The sequence below is a fragment of the Telluria sp. ZT3P39 genome, assembly GCF_059685935.1.
In genome coordinates this window covers 37,590-57,291 of record NZ_JCASIH010000009.1, presented here as the reverse complement: position 1 = coordinate 57,291, position 19,702 = coordinate 37,590, and the positions used below count along the sequence as shown (strand labels likewise).

Here is a 19,702-nt window from a genome sequence, read left to right as displayed (position 1 = left end):
GAGCACTGTAGTCCGACGCTGACGCGACCTTGTGAAACTTTCCATCGGCCACCGCCTCTTTCTCTCCGTCCTGCTGGCCATCCTCGCGGTGGCCGCCAGCGCCGTTTTCCTGCTGCGCCAGAACGTGCTGGCCGGCTTTGGCGACTACGCCGTCGGCATCGAGCTCGACCGTCTCGACGAACTCTCCAGCACCCTCTCGGCGCGCTACCGGTCCGCGGGCGGCTGGGCATTCTTGCCTGATGGCGACGCGCGGCGCGGCTGGATCGCCGCCGAACTCGCGCGCCTGCAGGATGAAAGACAGCGCCGCGCCCGCGCAGTTCCGGAACCGCCGTCGCCGCCTTCGCCGGAATCGCCGCCCTCACCGGAGTCGCCGCCTTCGCCGCCTTCGCCCGAGGTCGCGCCGGCGCCCCCGGCAGCAGCCGCCCGCATCGCGCCACCGGCGCCACCGGCCCCGCCCGCGCCCCCGGCACTGCCGCTGCCGCCGCCGCATATCGAAGCGGTGCGCGCGGCAGCGCCCGACGCGCCACGCGCGGACGGCGTCACCTACGACCTGCACCAGCGCGCCACGCTGCTCGACCTGGACGGCCGCTATCTCGCCGGCCGCCCGCCGGGCGCCCTGCCGCTGGCGCGGCGCGCGATCGAGCTCGATGGCCGCGCCATCGGCTTCCTGGGCGTGGCGCGCAGCCACCGGCCGAGCGACGCGATGGCGCTGGCTTTCCTGGAACAGCTGCGCAGCAGCCTGTGGCTGATCGTGGCGGCGGCGGTGGCGCTGAGCGCCCTCGCCGCCACCCTGCTGGCACGGCACTTCCGCCAGCCGATCGGACGCCTGGCCGAGGGCGCCAGCGCGCTGGCGGGCGGGCGCTATGACGTGCGGCTGCCCGACACACGCAGCGACGAACTGGGCGACCTGGCGCGCCACTTCAATGCGCTGGCGCAGCAGCTGGGCAGCGCGGAAAGCGCGCGCCGCCAGTGGGTGGCCGACACCTCGCACGAGCTGCGCACCCCGCTGGCCGTGCTGCGCGCCCAGCTCGAAGCGCTGCAGGACGGCGTACGCAGCGCCACCCCGGAGACGATCGGCGCCATGCTGCGCCAGGTGCTCTCCCTGAACAAGCTGATCGACGAACTGTATGCGCTCGCGCGTGCCGACGTCGGGGCCCTGGACTGCAAGCCGGCGCCGCTCGACCTGTGGCGGCTCGCCACCACGCACGCGCAGGCCTTCGCCGCGCGCCTGCAGGCCGCCGGGCTGGTGCTGGAGACCGGCAGCGCGCCGCCTGCGGCGCTGGTGCTGGCCGACGCCGACCGCCTGCACCAGGTGCTCGACAACCTGTTCGAGAACAGCCTGCGCTACACCGCAGCCGGCGGGCGCATCGCGCTGCACGCCCATGCCGACATCAAGCAGATGCACCTGGTGATCGACGACAGCGCGCCGGGCGTGCCCGACGAGGCGCTGGCGCGCCTGGGCGAGCGCTTCTACCGCGTCGACGCTTCGCGCAGCCGCGCGCACGGCGGCGCCGGTCTCGGCCTCGCGCTGTGCCGCCGCATTCTGGAGGCCCAGGGCGGCGCGCTCGATTTTTCCCACTCTCCGCTGGGCGGCCTGCGCGTGACGGTCTCGCTGCCGCTGGAAAGAGCAGGCGCATGAACACGAGCCTGATGATCGTCGAGGACGAGCCGGAACTCGCCGCCGTGGTCGCCGACTATGCGCGCGCCGCCGGCTACACGCCCGTTGTTTTCGGCAACGGCCTGGAGGCGCTGGCCGCGATACGCGCCGCGCCGCCGGCGCTGGTGGTGCTCGACCTGATGCTGCCCGGGCTCGACGGCCTGTCGCTGTGCCGCGAGCTGCGCGCCTTCAGCGAGCTGCCGGTCATCATGGTGACGGCGCGCGTGGAAGAGATCGACCGCCTGCTGGGCCTGGAGGCCGGCGCCGACGACTACCTGTGCAAGCCCTTCAGCCCGCGCGAGCTGATGGCCCGCATCAAGGCCATCCTGCGCCGCACCGGGAACGGCTCGCCGGCCCGGATCCTGGCGATCGACGAGGCCGCGCAACGCGTCAAGGTGCATGGCCACCTGCTCGACCTGACGCCGAGCGAATTCGCCATCCTTGCCGCGCTGGCGCGCCGTCCCGGCCAGGTCTTCTCGCGCGCCCAGCTGCTGGACGCGGCGCGCGCCGACAGCCTGGAGGCCACCGACCGCGCCATCGACAGCCACGTCAAGAATCTGCGCCGCAAGATCGAGGCCGCCGCGCCGGGGCTCGATGCCATCCGCTCGATCTACGGCCTGGGCTACCGTTGCGACATCTAGCCGCTCCACGATTTCTCCACAATTGGCAGGCAGGATGCATCCATGGCCTGCCAAACCAGGCGGGCCGCAGCCAAGAGGAGATCACCATGAAAACAACAACGATGGCACTGGCCGCCGCACTCGTCCTGCTGGGCTCCGGCGCCGCCCTGGCCCATCCCGGCCTGCACGTCCATTACACCTGCGATGCGGCCGACAAGAACAAATGTCCTCCGCCTCCTGCACCGCCTGCTCCACCGGCCCCGCCAGCCCCGCCTTCGGCCCTGGCGCCGACAGCCCCAATGGCGCTGGGCGCGATTCCCGTGCCGCCGGCGCCGCCCGCACCACCGGCGCCCCCGCCCTTGCCGGCGATACCGGCGGGAGCCCACGCGGCCTGCGCCGGCAAGGCCGTGGGCGCGCGCCTGAGCTACGAAGTGAGCAAGGGCGCCACGATGACCGGGGTGTGCGGGCGCGACAACGGCAAGGCCGTGTTCCGGATGCGCGAATACCGGGTCGACCACTGACACGGCGCCGTCCGGGGCGGGAACGGCTCGACTTGGCGGTCTAGATCATTTATTCTAGAACCATGAGCACCCAAGACGTTCCCGCCAAGCCCACCCCGTCCGAACTGGAAATGCTGCGCCTGCTGTGGCAGCTCGGCCCGGCGACCGCCCGCCAGGTACACGAGGCGGCGGTCGAGCTGCGTCCCGACATGGCCTATGCCAACGTGCTGCGCCTGCTGCAGGTGATGCATGCCAAGGGCTTGCTCAGCCGCGACGAAAGCGCCCGCGCGCACGTGTATGCGCCGGCCCAGCCGCAGGACCGGCACCAGGCCAGCCTCATCAAGGACCTGATCCACAAGGCCTTCTCGGGCTCGGGCAAGGAACTGGTGCTGGCAGCCCTGCGCGGCCACGTCAGCAAGAAAGAACGCGAAGAGATCCAGCAGATCCTCAACCGCAAGGACTGAGCCGTGCCAGCGCCCTTTGCCCGCCCCATGCCGCCGGTGCAGCCCGAACCGGAGGATTGCTGCCGCAGCGGCTGTACGCCCTGCGTGTTCGACCTCTACGACGAGGCGCTCGAACGCTACGAGCGCGAGCTGGCGGCATGGGAGGCCGCGCATCCGGCGCCAGTCCCGCCTGCCCCCTGACCCACCGATTGCCGCGCACGCCTGAGATCAAGACCTTGCCGTTTTGATTACAATGAACTCATCGGTCATGGCCTGGAGGGGATATGTTTGAGATGGATCTTCCCTGGTGGGAACGGCGAAATCACCATCATGCGCAACCAACAATAGCGCGCTGACACTTCCGCTGCACATGTTTGTCGGGTATCTCTTTACTTCCCGTAAGGTGTAGCTCGCTACGATTGCTTGTGCTACTTTTTTCTGCGGCGGGTCCGGTCGGATGCGCCGTTTTGGTTTCTTTCCTATCCAGGAGGTATGCCATGAAAAAAGTAATCTCGGCCCTCGCGCTGACAGTGTCCGCCTTGACGGTGGCGCCGGCAAGCCAGGCCCAGGACGTCTACCGGGCCGTGGCCAGCGGTCCCGGTGAGGTGACGCCGATCGCCTCACCCGGGTACAGCATCGCGACGTTCGAAATCGACGGGAATATCCTCACCGCGGACATTCCCTTCAGCGACCTGGTCTCGCCGACAGCCGCCGCCCATCTGCATTGCTGCACCACCGATTCGCTGACCGGTGCGGCAGGCGTTGCCATCCCGCTGTTCGGCTTCCCGCTCGGGGCGACGGCCGGCACCTATACCCAGACCTTCGACCTGACCGACGCCGCCATCTACAACCCCACCTTCCTCGCGGCATTCGGGGGCACGGCGGCCGGCGCCAGCGCGGCGATGCTCGATGCGCTGACGGGCAACCAGGTCTACCTGAACATCCACACTTCGCTCTACCCGGGGGGCGAGATTCGCGGCTTCCTGGTCAATACGGCGGTGGCGGCGATTCCGGAACCTGCAACCTGGGGCATGCTGGGAGCGGGGCTGGCAGGCCTGGCGGTCCTGTCGCGCCGCCGTCCGGCCATGTTCAGGTAAGCGCAGCGCCCCGGGACGCCAGCAACCGGCTCCAGGCTGGTATCGCCGCACGCCAGAAGGCGTCGAGCGATACCGCCTTTTCTATCTGCACACCGAGGAAGCCGGCCGCCTGCATCAGCGCGGCCACCGCCGCCGCTTCGTCGCCCGGCGCCACCGCCAGCGCGCCGGTCTGCTTCGACAGCTTCTCACCCAGTTCGTTACGCACCACCGGCACGTGCAGGTAGCGCGGCGTCGGCACGCCGAGCACGCGCTGCAGGAAGACCTGGCGCGGCGTCGAGTCTAGCAGGTCCGCACCGCGCACCACGTCCGTCACGCCTTGCAGCGCATCGTCCACCACCACCGCCAGCTGGTAAGCCCAGAAACCATCGGCGCGTTTCAGGACGAAGTCGCCCGACTCCCCATGCAGTCGCTGGGTGATTTCGCCGGCAAAGCGGTCGGTGAAGCTGACCAAGTCATAGCCCGGGTCCGGCACGCGCAGGCGCAGGCTGCGCATGCTGCGGCCGTCGGACAATCCATAGCGGCAGGTGCCGGGATAGATCGCCGCGCCGTCCGGGGCCAGGCCAAGGCGCGAATCGGCAATCTCGCGCCGGTTGCAGCCGCAGGGGTAGGTATGTTCGGCGATGCGGTCGGCGGCCGCCTGGTAGAGGTGCTTGCGGCGGCTCTGCCAGACGATCTCGCCGTCCGCATGCATGCCGAGCGAGTCGAGCAGCGCCAGGATGCCTTCGGCCGCGCCGGGCACGCTGCGGCCTTCATCGATGTCTTCGATGCGCACCAGCCAGGTGCCCTGGTGGGCACGGGCATCGAGATAGCTGGCCAGCGCCGCAACCAGCGACCCCGCATGCAGCGGGCCGGTCGGCGACGGCGCGAACCGGCCGATATAGGGTGGGTTCACGTGCTTGATTTGTTGTTGCAGGAGGTGGCTACCTTATCACGTAGGGTGGGCGGCTTTGCCGCCCACCCTACGGCTTACTTCTTTGCGTGCTCGCCAATCAGCTTGGTGACCTGGCCCGCCACCTCGTTCGGGACCGCCATCGACAGCTGGTAATGCACGATCTCGAAGCCCTTGGCCGTCTTGCGGATCACACCGCTTGCCATGCATGGGCCCATGTTCGGCGTGTCGAGCAGTTCGTCGAACCAGATCAGCGACTTGTCGGCCGAGGCGTACACGTTGCGGCGCGTGGCCTTGAAGCTCCATGCGGACTTGCGGTCGAAATACTTCCTGGCCCAGGTCTTGAACTCGTCGCGGCGCCACAGTTCGGAGCGGTCGGTGCCGATGTAGACGCCATCCTCTGCCATCTTGTCGAAAAAGGCCAAGCGCGCACTGGCGGCATCCCCATGCCATTCATCGACGAAGGCGTTGACCTGTTTGGTGAGGGCGGCGTCGGTCTCGGCTTGGGCAAGGCCGGTCAAGCCGAGGAACAGGACAACGGCGGCAAGGAGTCGTTTCATGGTCGCTTTCAAGGGGTTGGCGCATGCGCGCCGCATGAAATGCGCGCGCAGCGGTAACAAAGTGTCGATACCCGCTAACGATAATGCAACTGCGGTACATTTGCCAAGGTTGCCACTTTCCTCCTTCCCGATGAAACGACTGCTGCCGGCCTGCCTCGCTGCCCTGGCCTTGCACGCTTTGGACATCCCGCAATGAACAAGCCTGTGCACCCGCGCTTGAATCGCCTGTCGGTCCAGGATTTCCTGGAGCTGGAGGACGTGGCACGCCGGCTCGCGTGCAAATACCCGCCCGACTGGCTCGAGCGCAACGGGTGGCAGGTGTATGGCGCCACGCTCGCGGCCTCGTTCGCGCTGGCCATCGTGCTGGGGCTGGCCTGGGGACCGTGGTGGGGCTTCCTGGTCCCGCTCCTGATGCCGGGCTTCACCTTGATCATCCTGCCGCGCTGCCTGCTCGGCCGCGCAGCGGGCCGCCCGCGCTGGGCCCATCCGCTTGCGGTGCTCGACCGCCAGGACGTCGAGCTGCTCAAACGCATCGCGGCGCAGGCCCATGCCCCCGCCCTCAGCGGCGACCGCTTTTTCGAGATATGGCGGCACGCACGCCGCCAGATCGACTCCCACCATGGCTGATGGCTACGCACCTGCACTAGAATAGCCCCATGCGCATCCTCATCGTCGAAGACCACCCCGATATCCTGGCCAACCTCTACGGCTTCCTCGAACCCAAGGGCCACCAGCTCGACTCCGCCCGCAACGGCTACGGCGGGCTGGCGCTGGCGTCCGAGAACGACTACGACGTGATCGTGCTGGACATCATGCTGCCCGGCCTGAACGGGCTGGAGCTGTGCCAGAAGCTGCGCACGGAACTGGGCAAGGCCACGCCGGTACTGATGCTCACCGCGCGCGACAGCCTGTCCGACAAGGTGGCCGGCTTCGACAGCGGCGCCGACGACTACCTGGTCAAGCCCTTCTCGCTGGTCGAACTCGAAGTGCGCCTGAAGGCGCTGGTGCGGCGCTCGGCCGCCGCCCATGCGGTGCACGCCACCATGCGCTTCGGCGAGCTCAGTTACGATCCCGATACCCAGGAGGCCTCGCGCGCCGGGGTGCAGGTGCTGCTGACCAAGACCGGCTACATCCTGCTGCGCACCCTGCTCGCCGCCGCGCCGCGCATCGTCACGCGCGAGTCGCTCGAGCACGCGGTGTGGGGCGACGACCGCCCCGACAGCGACGCGCTGCGCACGCACATCCACGCACTGCGCCAGGCCATCGACAAGCCATTCGCAACGCCGATGCTGCAGACCGTGGCCGGCGTCGGCTATAAGCTGGTCCAGCCAGCCGCAAGCCCACGATGAAAAGCGCCGATTCGCTCAAGCGCCGGATCGTCGTCGGCTTCCTGCTGTTCGGCCTGGGCGCATCGGGCTTTTTCGCCGTGATCGCGGCGCTGGCCGTGGAAGGCATCGAAGTGCAGCTGGTGGACAAGCGCCTCGAGGCAGCCGTGGCCTGGGCCGCGCCGCGCCAGGCCGCAGGTCTGGACGTGGACATGCCGGCCGGCCTGCGCTTCCACCGCAACGGCGCCATTCCCGCGCCGCTGCGCGCCCTGCCCGATGGCGTGCACAAGGTCGACGTCGGCGACACGCGCCTGCATGTGCTGGCCGGCCACGATGCGCGCGGCGGTTGGGTGCTGGTCGACCACGAAAGCGATTACGACAAGATCGAAGTAGTGGTGTACTCGATGTTCGCGGTCGCCTTCGTCGGCTTCCTGCTGCTGGCGGCCCTGCTGGGGCGCTTCCTGGGCACGCGCATGGTCACCCCGATCCGCGAGCTGGCGCAGTCGGTCGGCAGCGAGACCGTGCCGCCCGCCCTCACCGACCGCCGCGACGAGCTGGGCGTGCTGGCGCGCGCACTCGAAGCCCACACCACCGAACTGCGCGCCTTCCTCGACCGCGAGCGCTATTTCACCGGGGACGTCAGCCACGAGCTGCGCAGTCCCCTCACCGTGATCATGGGCGCCGCCGAGATCCTGGTGCAGCAAGCCCCTTCGCCCGCCGTACTGCTTCCTGCCGAACGCATCTACCGCGCGGCGCGCGAAGCGGCCGAATGCGTCACCGTGCTGCTGCTGCTGGCGAGGTCCCCGGAACTCGGCACCCAGCCGCAGGTAGCGATCGACGAAATCGCCGAAGACGAAGTCGAAAAATACCGCCCGCTGGTGGCCGGCAAGAAGCTGGCCTTGCGCTTCGTCGACGGCCCGCCGTTCAAGGTGCGTGCACCGCGCGAACTGTGCGCCGCCGCCATCGGCAACCTGGTGCGCAACGCCTGCCAGTACACCGACCAGGGCGAGATCCAGGTCAGGCTGCTGCCCGGCCAGGTCGTGGTCGAGGACACCGGCCCGGGCCTGCCTCCGGCCGTGGTCGCGACCCTCGGGATGAAAGGCGGCAGCCCCGCGCCCGGTTCGGCCGGCACGGGCCTGGGCCTGGCGCTGGCGCGCCGCATCTGCGACTTCCTGGGCGCGGGCTTCGCCTATGAAGCGCGCGAAGGGGGCGGCAGCCGCTTCACCATCACCTTCGCGGCCGCTTCGACTCAGCCCTTCACGCCAGCTTAACGCCCGGCTGACGGCCGGCTCACGCGCGGGACGCTATCGTTCACCGGTAACTCAGCCATTCCGGCTGCGCATCCTGAAGTGAAACGAAGTGCCCGCCATCCTCTCCCGGCGCATCAGCGCCAACCTGCTTGTCCTTGCCGTCGCGCTGCTGCTGGCATCCGTCGCCAACATCAATTTCTGGTCGGTCTTCATTCCTGCCGTGGGCGGTGTTTCACTGGGGCGCCTGCCCCTGCTGCTTGGAAGCTTTGCCATTGTGGTCCTGCTGTTCCACGCGCTGCTTACGCTGGTGAGCTTCCGTTTCCTTGCAAAACCGGCCATCATCGCGATTCTGCTGGTTGCATCGACCTCGGCCTGGTTCATCAACCAGTATGGCATCGTCATCGATAAGGCGATGATCCAGAATGTCTTCGAGACGGATCCGCGCGAAGCTTCTGAACTGCTGAGCTGGAAACTGGCGCTGTTCGTTGCCCTGACCGGCGGCCTGCCTTCATTGCTGGTAGCCCGTGCGCACATCAGCTTTCCCGATGGCGTGCGCGGTTTGCTCAAGCGCGCAGGCATCGCGGGCGGCTCGCTCGCCATGGCGACGCTGCTGCTGGTGATGCTCTTCAAGAGCCTGGCCCCGGCCGTACGCGAACACCGCGAGCTGCGCTACCTTCTCACGCCGACCAATGTAGTCCAGGCCCTGAATGGATACCTGCGCAATCGCTGGAGCACGCCGGCCCCGCTGGCCGCGATCGGGCGCGACGCCGTCAGGGGCGAGCGCTGGGCGGGCAAGACGCGGCGCACCGTCACCGTGATCGTGGTCGGAGAAACCGCCCGCGCCGCCAACTTCTCGCTCAATGGTTATCCGCGCGACACCAATCCGCAGTTGGCGCGCGAAGCGGGGCTGATCAATTTCGCGAATGTGCAATCCTGCGGCACTGCGACCGCCGTATCGGTTCCCTGCGTCTTCTCGGTTCTCGGGCGCGATCACTACAACGACGCCAAGGCCAGGCATCAGGAGGGCCTCCTTGACGTCCTGCAGCACGCGGGTTTCGAGGTGCTCTGGCGCGACAACAATTCGGGGTGCAAGGGCGTGTGCGACCGGGTGGCTTTCACTGACTTGTCGTCACCTGCAACCGGCAACACCCGCTGCGCCGGCGACGAATGCTATGACGAAGGGCTGCTCGACAGCTTGCCTGACCTGATCAGGCGTTCCAGCAAGGACCTGGTCATTGTCCTGCACCAGAAAGGCAGCCATGGACCCGCTTATGCAAAGCGCTATCCGGCCGGATTCGGGCGATTCGGGCCGGTTTGCCTGACCAGCGAATTCGAACAATGCTCGCGCGAAGCGATCGTGGCTGCGTACGACAACACCATCCTGTACACCGATCATTTCCTCGCGAGGACGATCGACCTGCTGCGCACTGCTGCGAACGACGACGGCGTGGACACGTCAATGCTGTACTTCTCGGACCATGGCGAATCGCTTGGCGAGCGCAACATGTACCTGCATGGCGCGCCATATATCTTCGCTCCCGACGAGCAAACGCATGTGCCCATGATGCTGTGGATGTCGGACGGCTTCACCAGCCGCTTCCGGATCGATCGCGCCTGCCTCGAGGCACGCCGCGACCAGGCGCTATCGCATGACAACGTATTCCATTCGGTGCTCGGGATGCTCAACGTCGACACGGCCGTCCTCAACCCGAAACTGGACTTGTTCCATGCATGCGTTCGCAACAGCTGACACTACGCCTGAGCGAGACGACGCATTGCCGCTGTTGAGCACCAGGGCCGGACTTGGGATCGGAGCCTGGCTGGGCCTTGCGGCGCTGGTGATCTTCGCACTCGGGCAGTTCACGAACCTCGACCTCGACCTGGCCGATGCCCTCTATGACGCAGCCGCCGGCGTATTCCCCTGGCGACGGGCGTGGCTGACCGATACGTTCAGCCATCGTATCCTCAAAACCGCGCTGACGGTGCTGGCCGCGCTGTTCATCGCCGCCGCGATCGGCGACGCGCTCTGGCCACGCTCCAGGCTGGCGCCCCTGGTCCGCCTGCGCTTGCAGGTGATTGCGTGGTCGGCGGCGCTGGTGCCGCTGACCATCAGCCTGCTCAAGCAAAGCAGCAATGCCCACTGCCCCTGGGACCTGGCGCGCTACGGCGGCAGCCAGCCCTACCTGCGCCTGTTCGAGGCACTGCCTCCCGGCGCCATCCCCGGCCACTGCCTGCCGGCGGGACACGCCTCGAGCGCACTCTGGCTGGTCTCGCTGGCCGTGCTGTGGCTGCCGCTCGAACCGCGCAAGGCCGGCCGCGCCGCCGGCGCAGCCATTACATTGGGCATGGCGGTCGGATGGATGCAGCAGATGCGCGGGGCCCACTTCCTGACCCATACCCTGTGGTCGGTATGGATCGCCTGCGCCACCGTGCTGGGCCTGGTCATGCTGCTGCAGGCGCGGCAGCTCGCCCGGCGCAGGCCTGGCGGTGATACACCCCTGCGCGTTCCGGCTGGTACTCGATGCCGTGCACCGTGACTTCGAATATGCCGCCGTCCGGGCGTTCCCAGCTCATGGTGTCGCCCACCTTGAGACCCAGCAGCGCGGTGCTCACCGTATAGCCCTTGCAGGGAATCCGTCAACGCGCTGCCTCCGAGCGCAGATTCCTATGCTGCGCTGGCCGGCTTGGCCTTGGCCGGCTTTTTCGGCTTCGGCAGCGGCATCAGCTCGGCGGTTTCCACCAGCAGGCGACGAAACGCATCGGGATCGTCGAGCAGTTCGTCCGCGATCGGATAATCCTTCGCGCCGGGATAGGGTGGCCCCTGCGGCAAATCCGGCGCGAGCGTGGTCACCGCCTGCGAAGGCTTGATGTAGACGCTGTTATCGCAGACGAAGGCGATCACCTTCTCGTCCAGGTAGAGCGCATATTCGCCGAACAGCCTCTTGTACGTCAGGCGGCTGCCCATCCTGGCCGTCTCCAGGACATATTCCACAAAGCTGAGATCGGTCGACACGTCTTCTCCATGATTGATGACAGGGGTGCGGGCTCCTTCAGCCGCATACAGGACTGTAAACGTTCAGGCCCGATTAAGCATCCATCTCAGCAATTCTTATACAGTTGGCGGACCGATAATTCAATCAGGCAGGCGATGCGCGCGTGGATACCGAGGATCATGAGCTGGCTGCTTATCTGCGACCTGTCAGTTGCGCACGCGCGCGCGTCCTGAAGACGAAGCCATCGCCAAGGCCATCCGCGACAGGCTGGACGAGCATCGCGCGGCGATCGTGCGGGGCAAGTGCAGCTGGAAGCGCTGAGCGCGGCGCTTGGGGACCCACCGGCCAAGCTGCGAACACCTAGAGTGGAAGACCGATGCTGCCGTCGACGCAGGTGATCGCCTGGCCACCTACCTTGACCGCCGCATCCGAGATCGACAAGCGGAGCACGCCGGCGCGCCCGACCATTTCGCCCTGGCTGGCCAGGAACTCGCGTCCGAACTCCTCCAGCTGGCGCGTATGCCGAAGATAGGCGGCCACCGCGCCGGTGCCGCTGCCGCATACCGGGTCTTCGTTGACGCCGTGGGCCGGCGCGAAGGCGCGCACTTCGATCCCGGTGGCGCTGCCCGCGTCATGCTTGCCGAAGATGATGACGCCGGTATGCCTGTCCTTGCTGTCCTGCGCCTTCATCCGCTGCAGGTCCGGCTCGCATGCCAGTACCGCGCGCGCGCTGGTCAACTGGGCAACCACCCAGCGTGGACCGACGTCGACCAGGTAGGGCGTGACGTTCACTTCCAGGTCGGCGCGCAGGATGGATTCCAGTTGCGCGGCCTGGCGCGCATCCAGTGCTGTCAAGGTTGGCGCGGGCAGCTCGAACGAAATCCACGGGGAACCCTCGTCTGGCTGTTCCACGGTCAGGCAGATCAACCCCGCCGCGCATTGCTGCACCAGCACGCCGTCCCTTGCTGCGACTCTCCCCGCTTCCAGCAGCGCATGCGCGGTGCCGATCGTGGGGTGGCCGGCAAACGGCAGCTCGGCGCCGGGCGTGAAGATGCGGACCTGGTAGTCGGCGCCCTCGAGCGTGGCCGGAACGACGAAGGTCGTTTCCGACAGGTTGGTCCAGCTGGCGATCCCTTGCATCTGCGCGGTCGACAGGCCTTCCGCATCCAGCACCACGGCCACCGGGTTGCCCTTGAAGGGCACGGTGGTGAAGACATCGACGGTCTTGAGGGGTAGGCGCGCCATGATGGTCCGATCGGAAAATCGAGGGTTGACCATGAGTGTACCGGCACTGCCTTGCTTCGGCCATCGCGGCGTTCGCTTGCGCAGGACGAATTGGCTTCCAGAAGCGCGCTATGCATCCCGGCAACTGGATACAATGCCCTCTCCTCTCTTTACACTGGCAAGGCTTCCCCATGAATGCAGGTTTGACGCACGGCGGCGATATCGCCCGGCTGGACGTCCTCGATTCGTACGGCATCCTCGATACGCCGCCTGAAAAAGCGTTCGACGACGTCGCACTCCTGCTCAGCCAATTGCTCAATGCGCCGATTGCGGCGGTCAACCTGATTGCACAAACGCGGCAGTTCTTCAAGGCCGAGGTTGGCCTGGGCACGCGGGAAATGCCGCTCGACGATTCCATCTGCAAGTTCGCCCTGCTCCAGCAAGACCTGATGGTCGTGCCCGATACGCGCCTGGATGATCGCTTCGCCTGCAATCCCCTGGTCACAGGCGAGCCCGGCCTGCGCTTCTATGCGGGTGAATTGCTCAAGACCGCCGACGGCGTGGCGCTCGGCACGTTGTGCGTGCTCGATACGCAGCCGCGGCCGCAGGGACTCACTGCGCAGGAACGGTTCATCCTCGAGACGCTCGCCCAGCAGGTCATGAGCCAGATCGAATTGCGCAAAGCCGTGCATGACCAGCGCGAGCTGCTCATCCGCCAGCAGGGTATACAGCATGAGCTGGAACTCGAACGCGACCAGAGCCAGCGCCTGCTCCACGGTATGGACGAGGGCTTCGTTTTCCTCGACGGCGATTTCCGGGTGCGCCAGATCAATGCGGGCGGCCTGAAGTTCGAGACCCGTACCGCTGCCGAGATCATCGGACTGTCGCACTGGGAAGCCTGGCCCGGATCGGAACAGCTGCCGATGGCGCGCCACTACAAGCACGCCATGCAGGAGCGCGTGCCCGTCAACTTCGAGGCCAGCTATGTCTATCCCGATGGCCGCAGCTACTGGCTCGATGTCCGCGCCTATCCGGCCAACGACGGCCTGGCCGTCTTCTACCGCGACATCACCGAGCGCAAACAGGCTGAAACAGCACTGCGTGCGAGCCAGCACCATGCTGTGGAGACCGCACGCCAGGCCGAGAACGAACGCCGGCGCCTCGATGCGCTGCTCGAAGCAGTGCCGGTCGGGATCATCGTCGCCGACGCGGCGGGTGCGGTCATCCAGGTCAATGCGGAAAACCGCAAGATATGGGGAACCCATCCGTTTCCCGGCGATGTCGAAGAGTACGGCGAATGGAAAGGATGGTGGGCGGACGGCTCGGCGCGCCATGGGCAGCCGCTGTCGCAGCACGACTGGGCCATGAGCCGGGCGCTGGCCGGGGAAGCGGCGCCGCGCCAGATCATCGAGGTGCAGTCCTTCGATGCGTCGCACGAGCGCCGCATCGTGCTCAATTCCGGGGCCCCGATCCGCGACGAGGCCGGAGCGATCGTCGGCGCCGTCGTTGCACAGATGGACATCACCGACCGCGTCCGCGCGGAAGAAGCCTTGCGCCAGGCCGACCAGAAGAAGGATGAATTCCTCGCGATGCTGGCCCATGAATTGCGCAACCCGCTGGCGCCGATCACCTCTGCCGCCGCCATCCTCTCCATGCGTCCGGGCGACGAGCCGACCGTGCGCCGCAGCAGCGCCATCATCGCCCGCCAAGCGCGGCACATGACGGGCCTGATCGACGACCTGCTCGATGTCTCGCGGGTCACGCGCGGGAAGGTCGAACTCGACAGCGTCGCGCTCGACCTCAGGGACGTGATCGCCGACGCCCTCGAGCAGGTGCGGCCCCTCATTGAAAAGCACGCCCATCACCTTGCGCTGCGCCTGCCGCCGACGCCATCGGCCGTGTTCGGCGACCGCAAGCGGCTGGTGCAAGTCATGACTAACCTGCTGAGCAACGCCGCGAAGTACACGCCCGATGGCGGGAATATCGAGGTCCTGCTCGAAGCTGGAGCGGACGCCCATACCATCCGGGTCAGCGACGACGGCATCGGCATGACACCGGAACTCACCGCAAGTGCGTTCCAGCTGTTTTCGCAAGGCACGCGCGGACTCGATCGCAGCCAGGGTGGGCTGGGTATCGGACTCGCGCTGGTAAAAAGCCTGTTGCACCTGCATGGCGGCGAGGTGACGGTGTGCAGCGCGGGCCCTGGCAAGGGCAGCATGTTCGAGGTCACCCTCCCCCGGCATGCCATGGCTGCGCCGGCATACGATGGCGTCCCCGAGCCGCGCCAGGAGATGCAGCCAGGTGCGCTGCGCATTGCGGTGGTGGACGACAACGAGGACGCCGCCTCGATGCTGGCCATGTACCTGGAGTCGCGCGGACACCAGGTCTCGGTCTCCCGGTCGGCCAGACAGGCCCTGGCCTGCCTGGGGACATTCCGCCCGGACGTCTGCCTGCTCGATATCGGCCTGCCGGGAATGAACGGCTTCGACCTTGCCCGCACCCTGCGCGCGGATCCCGCCACGGCAGGCGCGACCCTGATTGCCATTACCGGCTACGCCCAGCAGCAAGACCGGCTGGATGCCATCGCGGCCGGTTTCGACGACCTGTACGCCAAGCCGGTCGACCTGGACTTTCTCAGCGCCGCGCTGTCCCGGACCACCCCCTTGGTCGCTTGACAAAAACCGCACAAAAAAAGCGGACCGAAGTCCGCTTCTTGATGACGCAGCGTTGCTTGATTAACGCTTGTCGATCACCGGCACATCACGCGCTGGCGAACCCACGAACAGCTGGCGTGGACGGCCGATCTTCTGCTCCGGATCGGCGATCATTTCGTTCCACTGGGCGATCCAGCCGATGGTGCGTGCCATCGCGAAGATGCCGGTGAACAGCGAGACCGGGATGCCCAGGGCCGACTGCACGATGCCCGAGTAGAAGTCGACGTTCGGGTAGAGTTTACGCGAGACGAAGTATTCGTCGTTCAGCGCGATGCGTTCCAGTTCCATCGCCAGCTTGAACAGCGGGTCTTCCTGCAGGCCCAGCTCTTCCAGCACTTCGTGGCAGGTTTCGCGCATCAGCTTGGCGCGTGGGTCGAAGTTCTTGTAGACGCGGTGACCGAAGCCCATCAGCTTGACGCCCGAGTTCTTGTCCTTGACCTTCTCGATGAAGGCCGGGATGTTCTCGACCGAGCGGATTTCCTTCAGCATGGTCAGCGCCGCTTCGTTGGCGCCGCCGTGGGCAGGACCCCACAGGCAGGCGATACCGGCAGCGATACAGGCGAACGGGTTGGCGCCCGACGAACCGGCCAGGCGGACGGTCGAGGTCGATGCGTTCTGCTCGTGGTCCGCGTGCAGGATCAGGATGCGGTCGAGGGCGCGCACCAGCACGTCATTGACCTTGTACTCTTCGCACGGATTGGCGAACATCATGTGCATGAAGTTGGCGCTGTACGACAGGTCGTTACGTGGGTACATGAACGGCTGGCCGATCGAGTACTTGTAGGCCATCGCGACCAGGGTCGGCAGCTTGGCGATCAGGCGGATGGCCGAGATCTCGCGCTGCTTGGCGTCGTTGATGTCGAGCGAGTCGTGGTAGAACGAGGCCAGCGCGCCGACGGTGCCGACCAAGACCGACATCGGGTGCGCGTCGCGGCGGAAGCCACGGAAGAAGAACTGCATCTGCTCGTGCACCATCGTGTGCTTGGTGACGGTGTCGGTGAACTTCTGCTTCTGCTCGGCGTTCGGCAGTTCGCCGTTCAGCAGCAGGTAGCACGATTCCAGGAAGTCGCAGTTCTCGGCCAGCTGTTCGATCGGGTAGCCGCGGTACAGCAGCTCGCCCTTGTCGCCGTCGATGTAGGTGATGCTCGAGTTACAGGCGGCGGTCGACATGAAGCCAGGGTCGTAGGTGAACTTGCCGGTCTGGCCGTACAGTTTGCGGATGTCGACGACGTCCGGGCCGATCGTGCCCTTGTAGATCGGCATGTCGATCGATGGGCTGCCATCGGAGAACGACAGGGTGGCTTTGGTATCAGAAATATTCATGGCACTTCCTTCTTTGGGAGTGGATCTAAAAACAATAAACGAAAACTTGTCGCGGACGATGCCGGGAGCTCAGGCTTGCCGCAGGCGCGCCAGCAGGGCGCGCACGTGCGGCTGGTCGACCTCGCCCTCCGGCTCGGTGCGGGCCAGCAGCAGGTCCATCAGCGGGTTGTCCGCCAGGTCCAGCAGGCGGGTCAGCGCATCGACGTCCTCGTCGCTCAATTCTTCTTCATGCGCATCGAGGAAGCGCGTGAGGATCAAATCGTTCTCGAGCAAGCCGCGGCGCGAACGCCAGCGCAGGCGTGCACGGTTGGCAGGATCGGATTGATGCGTTTTCACACTAGAGTCCGTTGTTGGGTCAACATCATACTCCGTAGGCCGGGTTTCGGCAGTACGGTACTTTTACTGTATTTGCGGCATCTTTACGGGCGGAAACCGCAAGGGTGCGGTGGTTGCGCCGTGATGCATGCGTGATTTGAACGCGCGGGCAGGAGACCTGCCCACCCTACGTAGGGTGTACGGCTATGCCGTACGCGCGTTCAACGCACATATGCAAATCGAAACGCCAGCCTTAAATCGCCCGGCGAACCAGCAATTCCTTGATCTTGCCGATCGCCTTGTTCGGATTCAGGCCCTTCGGGCACACGTCCGTGCAATTCATGATCGAGTGGCAGCGGAACAGGCGGTACGGGTCTTCCAGGTTGTCCAGGCGTTCGGCGGTGGCTTCGTCGCGCGAGTCGGCGATGAAGCGGTAGGCCTGCAGCAGGCCGGCCGGGCCAACGAACTTGTCCGGGTTCCACCAGAACGACGGGCACGAGGTCGAGCAGCAGGCGCACAGGATGCACTCGTACAGGCCGTCGAGCTCTTCGCGCTCTTCCGGCGACTGCAGGCGTTCCTTCTCCGGCCTGATCGAGTCGTTGATCAGGAACGGCTTGATCGAGTTGTACTGCTTGAAGAAGTTGGTCATGTCCACGATCAGGTCGCGGATGACCGGCAGGCCAGGCAGCGGGCGCAACACGATCGGCTGGGTCAGCTCGTTCAGGTTGGTGGTGCAGGCCAGGCCGTTCTTGCCGTTGATGTTCATTGCGTCCGAACCGCATACGCCTTCGCGGCACGAGCGGCGCAGCGCGAGCGAGTCGTCGACGTCGGACTTGATGCGCTGGAGCGCGTCGAGCAGCATCTTGTCGGTGTCTTGCAGCTCGACGGTGACATCTTGCATGTAAGGCTTCGCATCCTTGTCAGGATCGTAGCGGTAGATCTTCAGTTGGACGGTGCGTGCCATGTTGTTTTACCTGTTCATCCAGGCCGGGGACATCCCCGGCCATGCAATATTAGAAAGTACGGGCCTTCGGCTTGAAGGTGTCGACGGTCAGCGGCTTCTGGATCACAGCCTTGTACTCGAGACGGTTGCTGTCCGAGAACCACAGGGTGTGCTTCATCCAGTTGTCGTCGTCGCGCTTCTCGTAGTCGCTGTGGGCGTGGGCGCCGCGCGATTCCTTGCGGGCGGCGGCCGACACGATGGTCGCCTTCGCGGTCTCGATCAGGTTGTCCAGTTCCAGCGCTTCCACGCGGGCGGTGTTGAACACCTTCGACTTGTCCTTGAACGAGACGTGCTTGCGGCGCTCGTCCAGCTTCATGATCTCGGTGACGCCCTGGTTCAGCAGCGCATCGGTACGGAACACGCCGCAGTACTTCTGCATCGTGGCGCGGATGTCGTTGGCGACGTGCTGGACCTTTTCGCCGCCGGTCGAGGTCTCGAGGCGGTTCATGCGCTCCATCGCGATGTCGGCGGCGTCGGCCGGCAGCGGCTTGTTCAGCTTCTGCTTCAGGTTCGAGGCGACGACGTGGTTGCCGGCCGCGCGGCCGAACACCAGCAAATCGAGCAGCGAGTTGGTGCCGAGGCGGTTGGCGCCGTGCACCGACACGCAGGCGCATTCGCCGATCGCGTACAGGCCATTGACGATCTTCTGGTTGCCCATGCCGTCAGGTGCGACGACTTGGCCGTGGATGTTGGTCGGGATGCCGCCCATCTGGTAGTGGATGGTCGGGACGACCGGAATCGCTTCCTTGGTCGCATCGACGTTGGCGAACTTGTGGCCGATTTCCAGGATCGAAGGCAGACGCTTCTTGATGGTGTCGGCGCCGATGTGGCGCAGGTCCAGCAGGACGTGGTCCTTATTCGGACCGCAGCCGCGGCCTTCCTTGATTTCCTGGTCCATCGAACGCGAGACGAAGTCGCGCGGCGCCAGGTCTTTCAGGGTCGGCGCGTAGCGCTCCATGAAGCGTTCGCCGTTCGAGTTGATCAGGATACCGCCCTCGCCGCGCACGCCCTCGGTGATCAGGACGCCCGCGCCGGACACGCCGGTCGGGTGGAACTGCCAGAATTCCATGTCTTGCAGCGGCAGGCCGGCACGCGCCGCCATGCCCATGCCGTCGCCGGTGTTGATGAAGGCGTTGGTCGATGCGGCAAAGATGCGGCCGGCGCCGCCGGTGGCGAAGATGGTGGTCTTCGCTTCCAGGATCATGGTGTCGCCGGTTTCCATTTCCAGGGCCAGCACGCCGACCACGTCGCCTTCGGCGTCGCGGATCAGGTCGAGGGCCATCCACTCGACGAAGAAGTGGGTACGGGCGCGCACGTTACGCTGGTACAGCGTGTGCAGCAGCGCGTGACCGGTACGGTCGGCAGCGGCGCAGGCGCGCTGGACCGGCTTCTCGCCGAAGTTGGCGGTGTGGCCGCCGAACGGGCGCTGGTAGATCGTGCCGTCCGGGTTGCGGTCGAAAGGCATGCCGAAGTGTTCGAGTTCGTACACGACCTTCGGGGCTTCGCGGCACATGAATTCGATCGCATCCTGGTCGCCCAGGTAGTCGCCGCCCTTGACGGTGTCGAACATGTGCCAGTACCAGTCGTCTTCGCTCATGTTGCCGAGCGAGGCGCCGATGCCGCCTTGGGCCGCGACGGTGTGCGAACGGGTCGGGAATACTTTCGAGAGCACGGCCACATTCAGGCCGGCTTCAGCCAGCTGCAGCGACGCACGCATGCCGGAACCGCCGGCGCCAACGATGACCGCGTCGAAACGACGGGTAGGGATTGCAGTTTTGATTGCTGCCAC

21 protein-coding genes are annotated in these 19,702 nt (G+C 66.1%); 13 read left to right on the top strand and 8 right to left on the bottom strand.

The genetic code is table 11. The annotated features are described in order from the left end of the window. Window positions 1-31 precede the first annotated feature (31 nt). From AC56LR_RS11225 to AC56LR_RS11200, 6 genes are all read left to right on the top strand, one after another. Complete coding sequence (locus AC56LR_RS11225; RefSeq protein ID WP_497130351.1) at window positions 32-1,639, top strand: ATP-binding protein; 1,608 nt, start codon at window positions 32-34, stop codon at window positions 1,637-1,639. Further along, window positions 1,636-2,298: a response regulator gene (locus tag AC56LR_RS11220; RefSeq protein WP_497130349.1), complete on the top strand. Its 663-nt coding sequence runs from the start codon at window positions 1,636-1,638 to the stop codon at window positions 2,296-2,298. The genes AC56LR_RS11225 and AC56LR_RS11220 overlap by 4 nt, the downstream gene beginning before the upstream one ends. Window positions 2,299-2,384: 86 nt before the next feature. After that, complete coding sequence (locus tag AC56LR_RS11215; protein ID WP_497130347.1) at window positions 2,385-2,798, top strand: hypothetical protein; 414 nt, start codon at window positions 2,385-2,387, stop codon at window positions 2,796-2,798. Between the two features lie 62 nt (window positions 2,799-2,860). After that, entirely contained in the window at window positions 2,861-3,241 is a 381-nt protein-coding gene (locus AC56LR_RS11210) for a BlaI/MecI/CopY family transcriptional regulator (protein ID WP_497130345.1), read from the top strand. 27 nt (window positions 3,242-3,268) lie between these two features. Next, the gene (locus tag AC56LR_RS11205; RefSeq protein ID WP_497130495.1) at window positions 3,269-3,421 is read left to right on the top strand and encodes an oxidoreductase-like domain-containing protein; all 153 of its coding nucleotides are present in this window, start codon (window positions 3,269-3,271) and stop codon (window positions 3,419-3,421) included. A gap of 296 nt (window positions 3,422-3,717) precedes the next feature. Further along, a complete protein-coding gene (locus AC56LR_RS11200; protein ID WP_497130343.1) occupies window positions 3,718-4,317 on the top strand; it encodes a CHRD domain-containing protein in 600 nt (199 codons plus the stop codon). Here AC56LR_RS11200 and gluQRS read toward each other — a convergent pair. After that, complete coding sequence (gene gluQRS, locus AC56LR_RS11195; protein ID WP_497130342.1) at window positions 4,310-5,209, bottom strand: tRNA glutamyl-Q(34) synthetase GluQRS; 900 nt, start codon at window positions 5,207-5,209, stop codon at window positions 4,310-4,312. The two genes, AC56LR_RS11200 and gluQRS, sit on opposite strands and share 8 nt — an antisense overlap. Before the next feature lie 74 nt (window positions 5,210-5,283). Then, window positions 5,284-5,766, bottom strand: coding sequence for a nuclear transport factor 2 family protein (locus tag AC56LR_RS11190; protein WP_497130340.1), 483 nt, complete (start codon window positions 5,764-5,766; stop codon window positions 5,284-5,286). On the opposite strand from AC56LR_RS11190, the gene AC56LR_RS11185 reads away from it, so the two are divergent. The 6 genes from AC56LR_RS11185 (at window position 5,765) to AC56LR_RS11160 (ending at window position 10,878) form a co-directional block, all read left to right on the top strand. Next, window positions 5,765-5,962, top strand: a complete 198-nt coding sequence (locus AC56LR_RS11185) for a hypothetical protein (RefSeq protein WP_497130338.1) — start codon at window positions 5,765-5,767, stop codon at window positions 5,960-5,962. The two genes, AC56LR_RS11190 and AC56LR_RS11185, sit on opposite strands and share 2 nt — an antisense overlap. Beyond that, entirely contained in the window at window positions 5,959-6,393 is a 435-nt protein-coding gene (locus AC56LR_RS11180) for a hypothetical protein (protein WP_497130336.1), read from the top strand. The genes AC56LR_RS11185 and AC56LR_RS11180 overlap by 4 nt, the downstream gene beginning before the upstream one ends. Window positions 6,394-6,422: 29 nt before the next feature. Next, window positions 6,423-7,115 carry a response regulator transcription factor gene (locus AC56LR_RS11175; RefSeq protein WP_497130334.1) on the top strand — a complete coding sequence of 231 codons (693 nt, stop codon included), beginning with the start codon at window positions 6,423-6,425 and terminating at the stop codon, window positions 7,113-7,115. Continuing rightward, complete coding sequence (locus AC56LR_RS11170; RefSeq protein ID WP_497130332.1) at window positions 7,112-8,362, top strand: sensor histidine kinase; 1,251 nt, start codon at window positions 7,112-7,114, stop codon at window positions 8,360-8,362. Before AC56LR_RS11175 ends, AC56LR_RS11170 begins: the two co-directional genes overlap by 4 nt. Before the next feature lie 88 nt (window positions 8,363-8,450). After that, window positions 8,451-10,091 (top strand): phosphoethanolamine transferase, encoded by a 1,641-nt coding sequence (locus tag AC56LR_RS11165; RefSeq protein ID WP_497130330.1) that lies wholly within the window; start codon window positions 8,451-8,453, stop codon window positions 10,089-10,091. A gap of 34 nt (window positions 10,092-10,125) precedes the next feature. Then, a complete protein-coding gene (locus AC56LR_RS11160) occupies window positions 10,126-10,878 on the top strand; it encodes a phosphatase PAP2 family protein (protein ID WP_497130328.1) in 753 nt (250 codons plus the stop codon). A 128-nt stretch (window positions 10,879-11,006) separates the two neighbouring features. Here the strand turns inward: AC56LR_RS11160 and AC56LR_RS11155 are convergent, their stop codons facing one another. Further along, window positions 11,007-11,354 carry a TfoX/Sxy family protein gene (locus AC56LR_RS11155; protein WP_497130327.1) on the bottom strand — a complete coding sequence of 116 codons (348 nt, stop codon included), beginning with the start codon at window positions 11,352-11,354 and terminating at the stop codon, window positions 11,007-11,009. Window positions 11,355-11,694: 340 nt separating this feature from the next. Further along, window positions 11,695-12,579, bottom strand: coding sequence for a PhzF family phenazine biosynthesis protein (locus AC56LR_RS11150; protein WP_497130325.1), 885 nt, complete (start codon window positions 12,577-12,579; stop codon window positions 11,695-11,697). Between the two features lie 170 nt (window positions 12,580-12,749). Between AC56LR_RS11150 and AC56LR_RS11145 the strand changes: the two genes are divergently transcribed. Continuing rightward, window positions 12,750-15,233: a hybrid sensor histidine kinase/response regulator gene (locus tag AC56LR_RS11145; protein ID WP_497130323.1), complete on the top strand. Its 2,484-nt coding sequence runs from the start codon at window positions 12,750-12,752 to the stop codon at window positions 15,231-15,233. Window positions 15,234-15,293: 60 nt separating this feature from the next. Here the strand turns inward: AC56LR_RS11145 and gltA are convergent, their stop codons facing one another. From gltA to sdhA, 4 genes are all read right to left on the bottom strand, one after another. Further along, window positions 15,294-16,595: a citrate synthase gene (gltA, locus tag AC56LR_RS11140; protein WP_497130321.1), complete on the bottom strand. Its 1,302-nt coding sequence runs from the start codon at window positions 16,593-16,595 to the stop codon at window positions 15,294-15,296. Window positions 16,596-16,664: 69 nt separating this feature from the next. Then, entirely contained in the window at window positions 16,665-16,931 is a 267-nt protein-coding gene (locus tag AC56LR_RS11135; RefSeq protein WP_497130320.1) for an FAD assembly factor SdhE, read from the bottom strand. A 232-nt stretch (window positions 16,932-17,163) separates the two neighbouring features. Beyond that, on the bottom strand, window positions 17,164-17,874 hold the full coding sequence (locus tag AC56LR_RS11130; RefSeq protein ID WP_497130319.1) for a succinate dehydrogenase iron-sulfur subunit: 711 nt from the start codon (window positions 17,872-17,874) through the stop codon (window positions 17,164-17,166). Between the two features lie 49 nt (window positions 17,875-17,923). After that, window positions 17,924-19,702, bottom strand: a complete 1,779-nt coding sequence (gene sdhA, locus AC56LR_RS11125) for a succinate dehydrogenase flavoprotein subunit (protein WP_497130317.1) — start codon at window positions 19,700-19,702, stop codon at window positions 17,924-17,926.

Bases quoted from the DNA above. Each gene is read 5' to 3' on its own strand.
- AC56LR_RS11220 (WP_497130349.1), top strand. From the start codon at position 1,636: ATGAACACGAGCCTGATGATCGTCGAGGACGAGCCGGAACTCGCCGCC.
- AC56LR_RS11215 (WP_497130347.1), top strand. From the start codon at position 2,385: ATGAAAACAACAACGATGGCACTGGCCGCCGCACTCGTCCTGCTGGGC.
- AC56LR_RS11210 (WP_497130345.1), top strand. From the start codon at position 2,861: ATGAGCACCCAAGACGTTCCCGCCAAGCCCACCCCGTCCGAACTGGAA.
- AC56LR_RS11205 (WP_497130495.1), top strand. From the start codon at position 3,269: ATGCCGCCGGTGCAGCCCGAACCGGAGGATTGCTGCCGCAGCGGCTGT.
- AC56LR_RS11200 (WP_497130343.1), top strand. From the start codon at position 3,718: ATGAAAAAAGTAATCTCGGCCCTCGCGCTGACAGTGTCCGCCTTGACG.
- AC56LR_RS11185 (WP_497130338.1), top strand. From the start codon at position 5,765: ATGGTCGCTTTCAAGGGGTTGGCGCATGCGCGCCGCATGAAATGCGCG.
- AC56LR_RS11190 (WP_497130340.1), bottom strand. From the start codon at position 5,766: ATGAAACGACTCCTTGCCGCCGTTGTCCTGTTCCTCGGCTTGACCGGC.
- AC56LR_RS11180 (WP_497130336.1), top strand. From the start codon at position 5,959: ATGAACAAGCCTGTGCACCCGCGCTTGAATCGCCTGTCGGTCCAGGAT.
- AC56LR_RS11175 (WP_497130334.1), top strand. From the start codon at position 6,423: ATGCGCATCCTCATCGTCGAAGACCACCCCGATATCCTGGCCAACCTC.
- AC56LR_RS11170 (WP_497130332.1), top strand. From the start codon at position 7,112: ATGAAAAGCGCCGATTCGCTCAAGCGCCGGATCGTCGTCGGCTTCCTG.
- AC56LR_RS11150 (WP_497130325.1), bottom strand. From the start codon at position 12,579: ATGGCGCGCCTACCCCTCAAGACCGTCGATGTCTTCACCACCGTGCCC.
- AC56LR_RS11145 (WP_497130323.1), top strand. From the start codon at position 12,750: ATGAATGCAGGTTTGACGCACGGCGGCGATATCGCCCGGCTGGACGTC.
- gltA (WP_497130321.1), bottom strand. From the start codon at position 16,595: ATGAATATTTCTGATACCAAAGCCACCCTGTCGTTCTCCGATGGCAGC.
- AC56LR_RS11130 (WP_497130319.1), bottom strand. From the start codon at position 17,874: ATGGCACGCACCGTCCAACTGAAGATCTACCGCTACGATCCTGACAAG.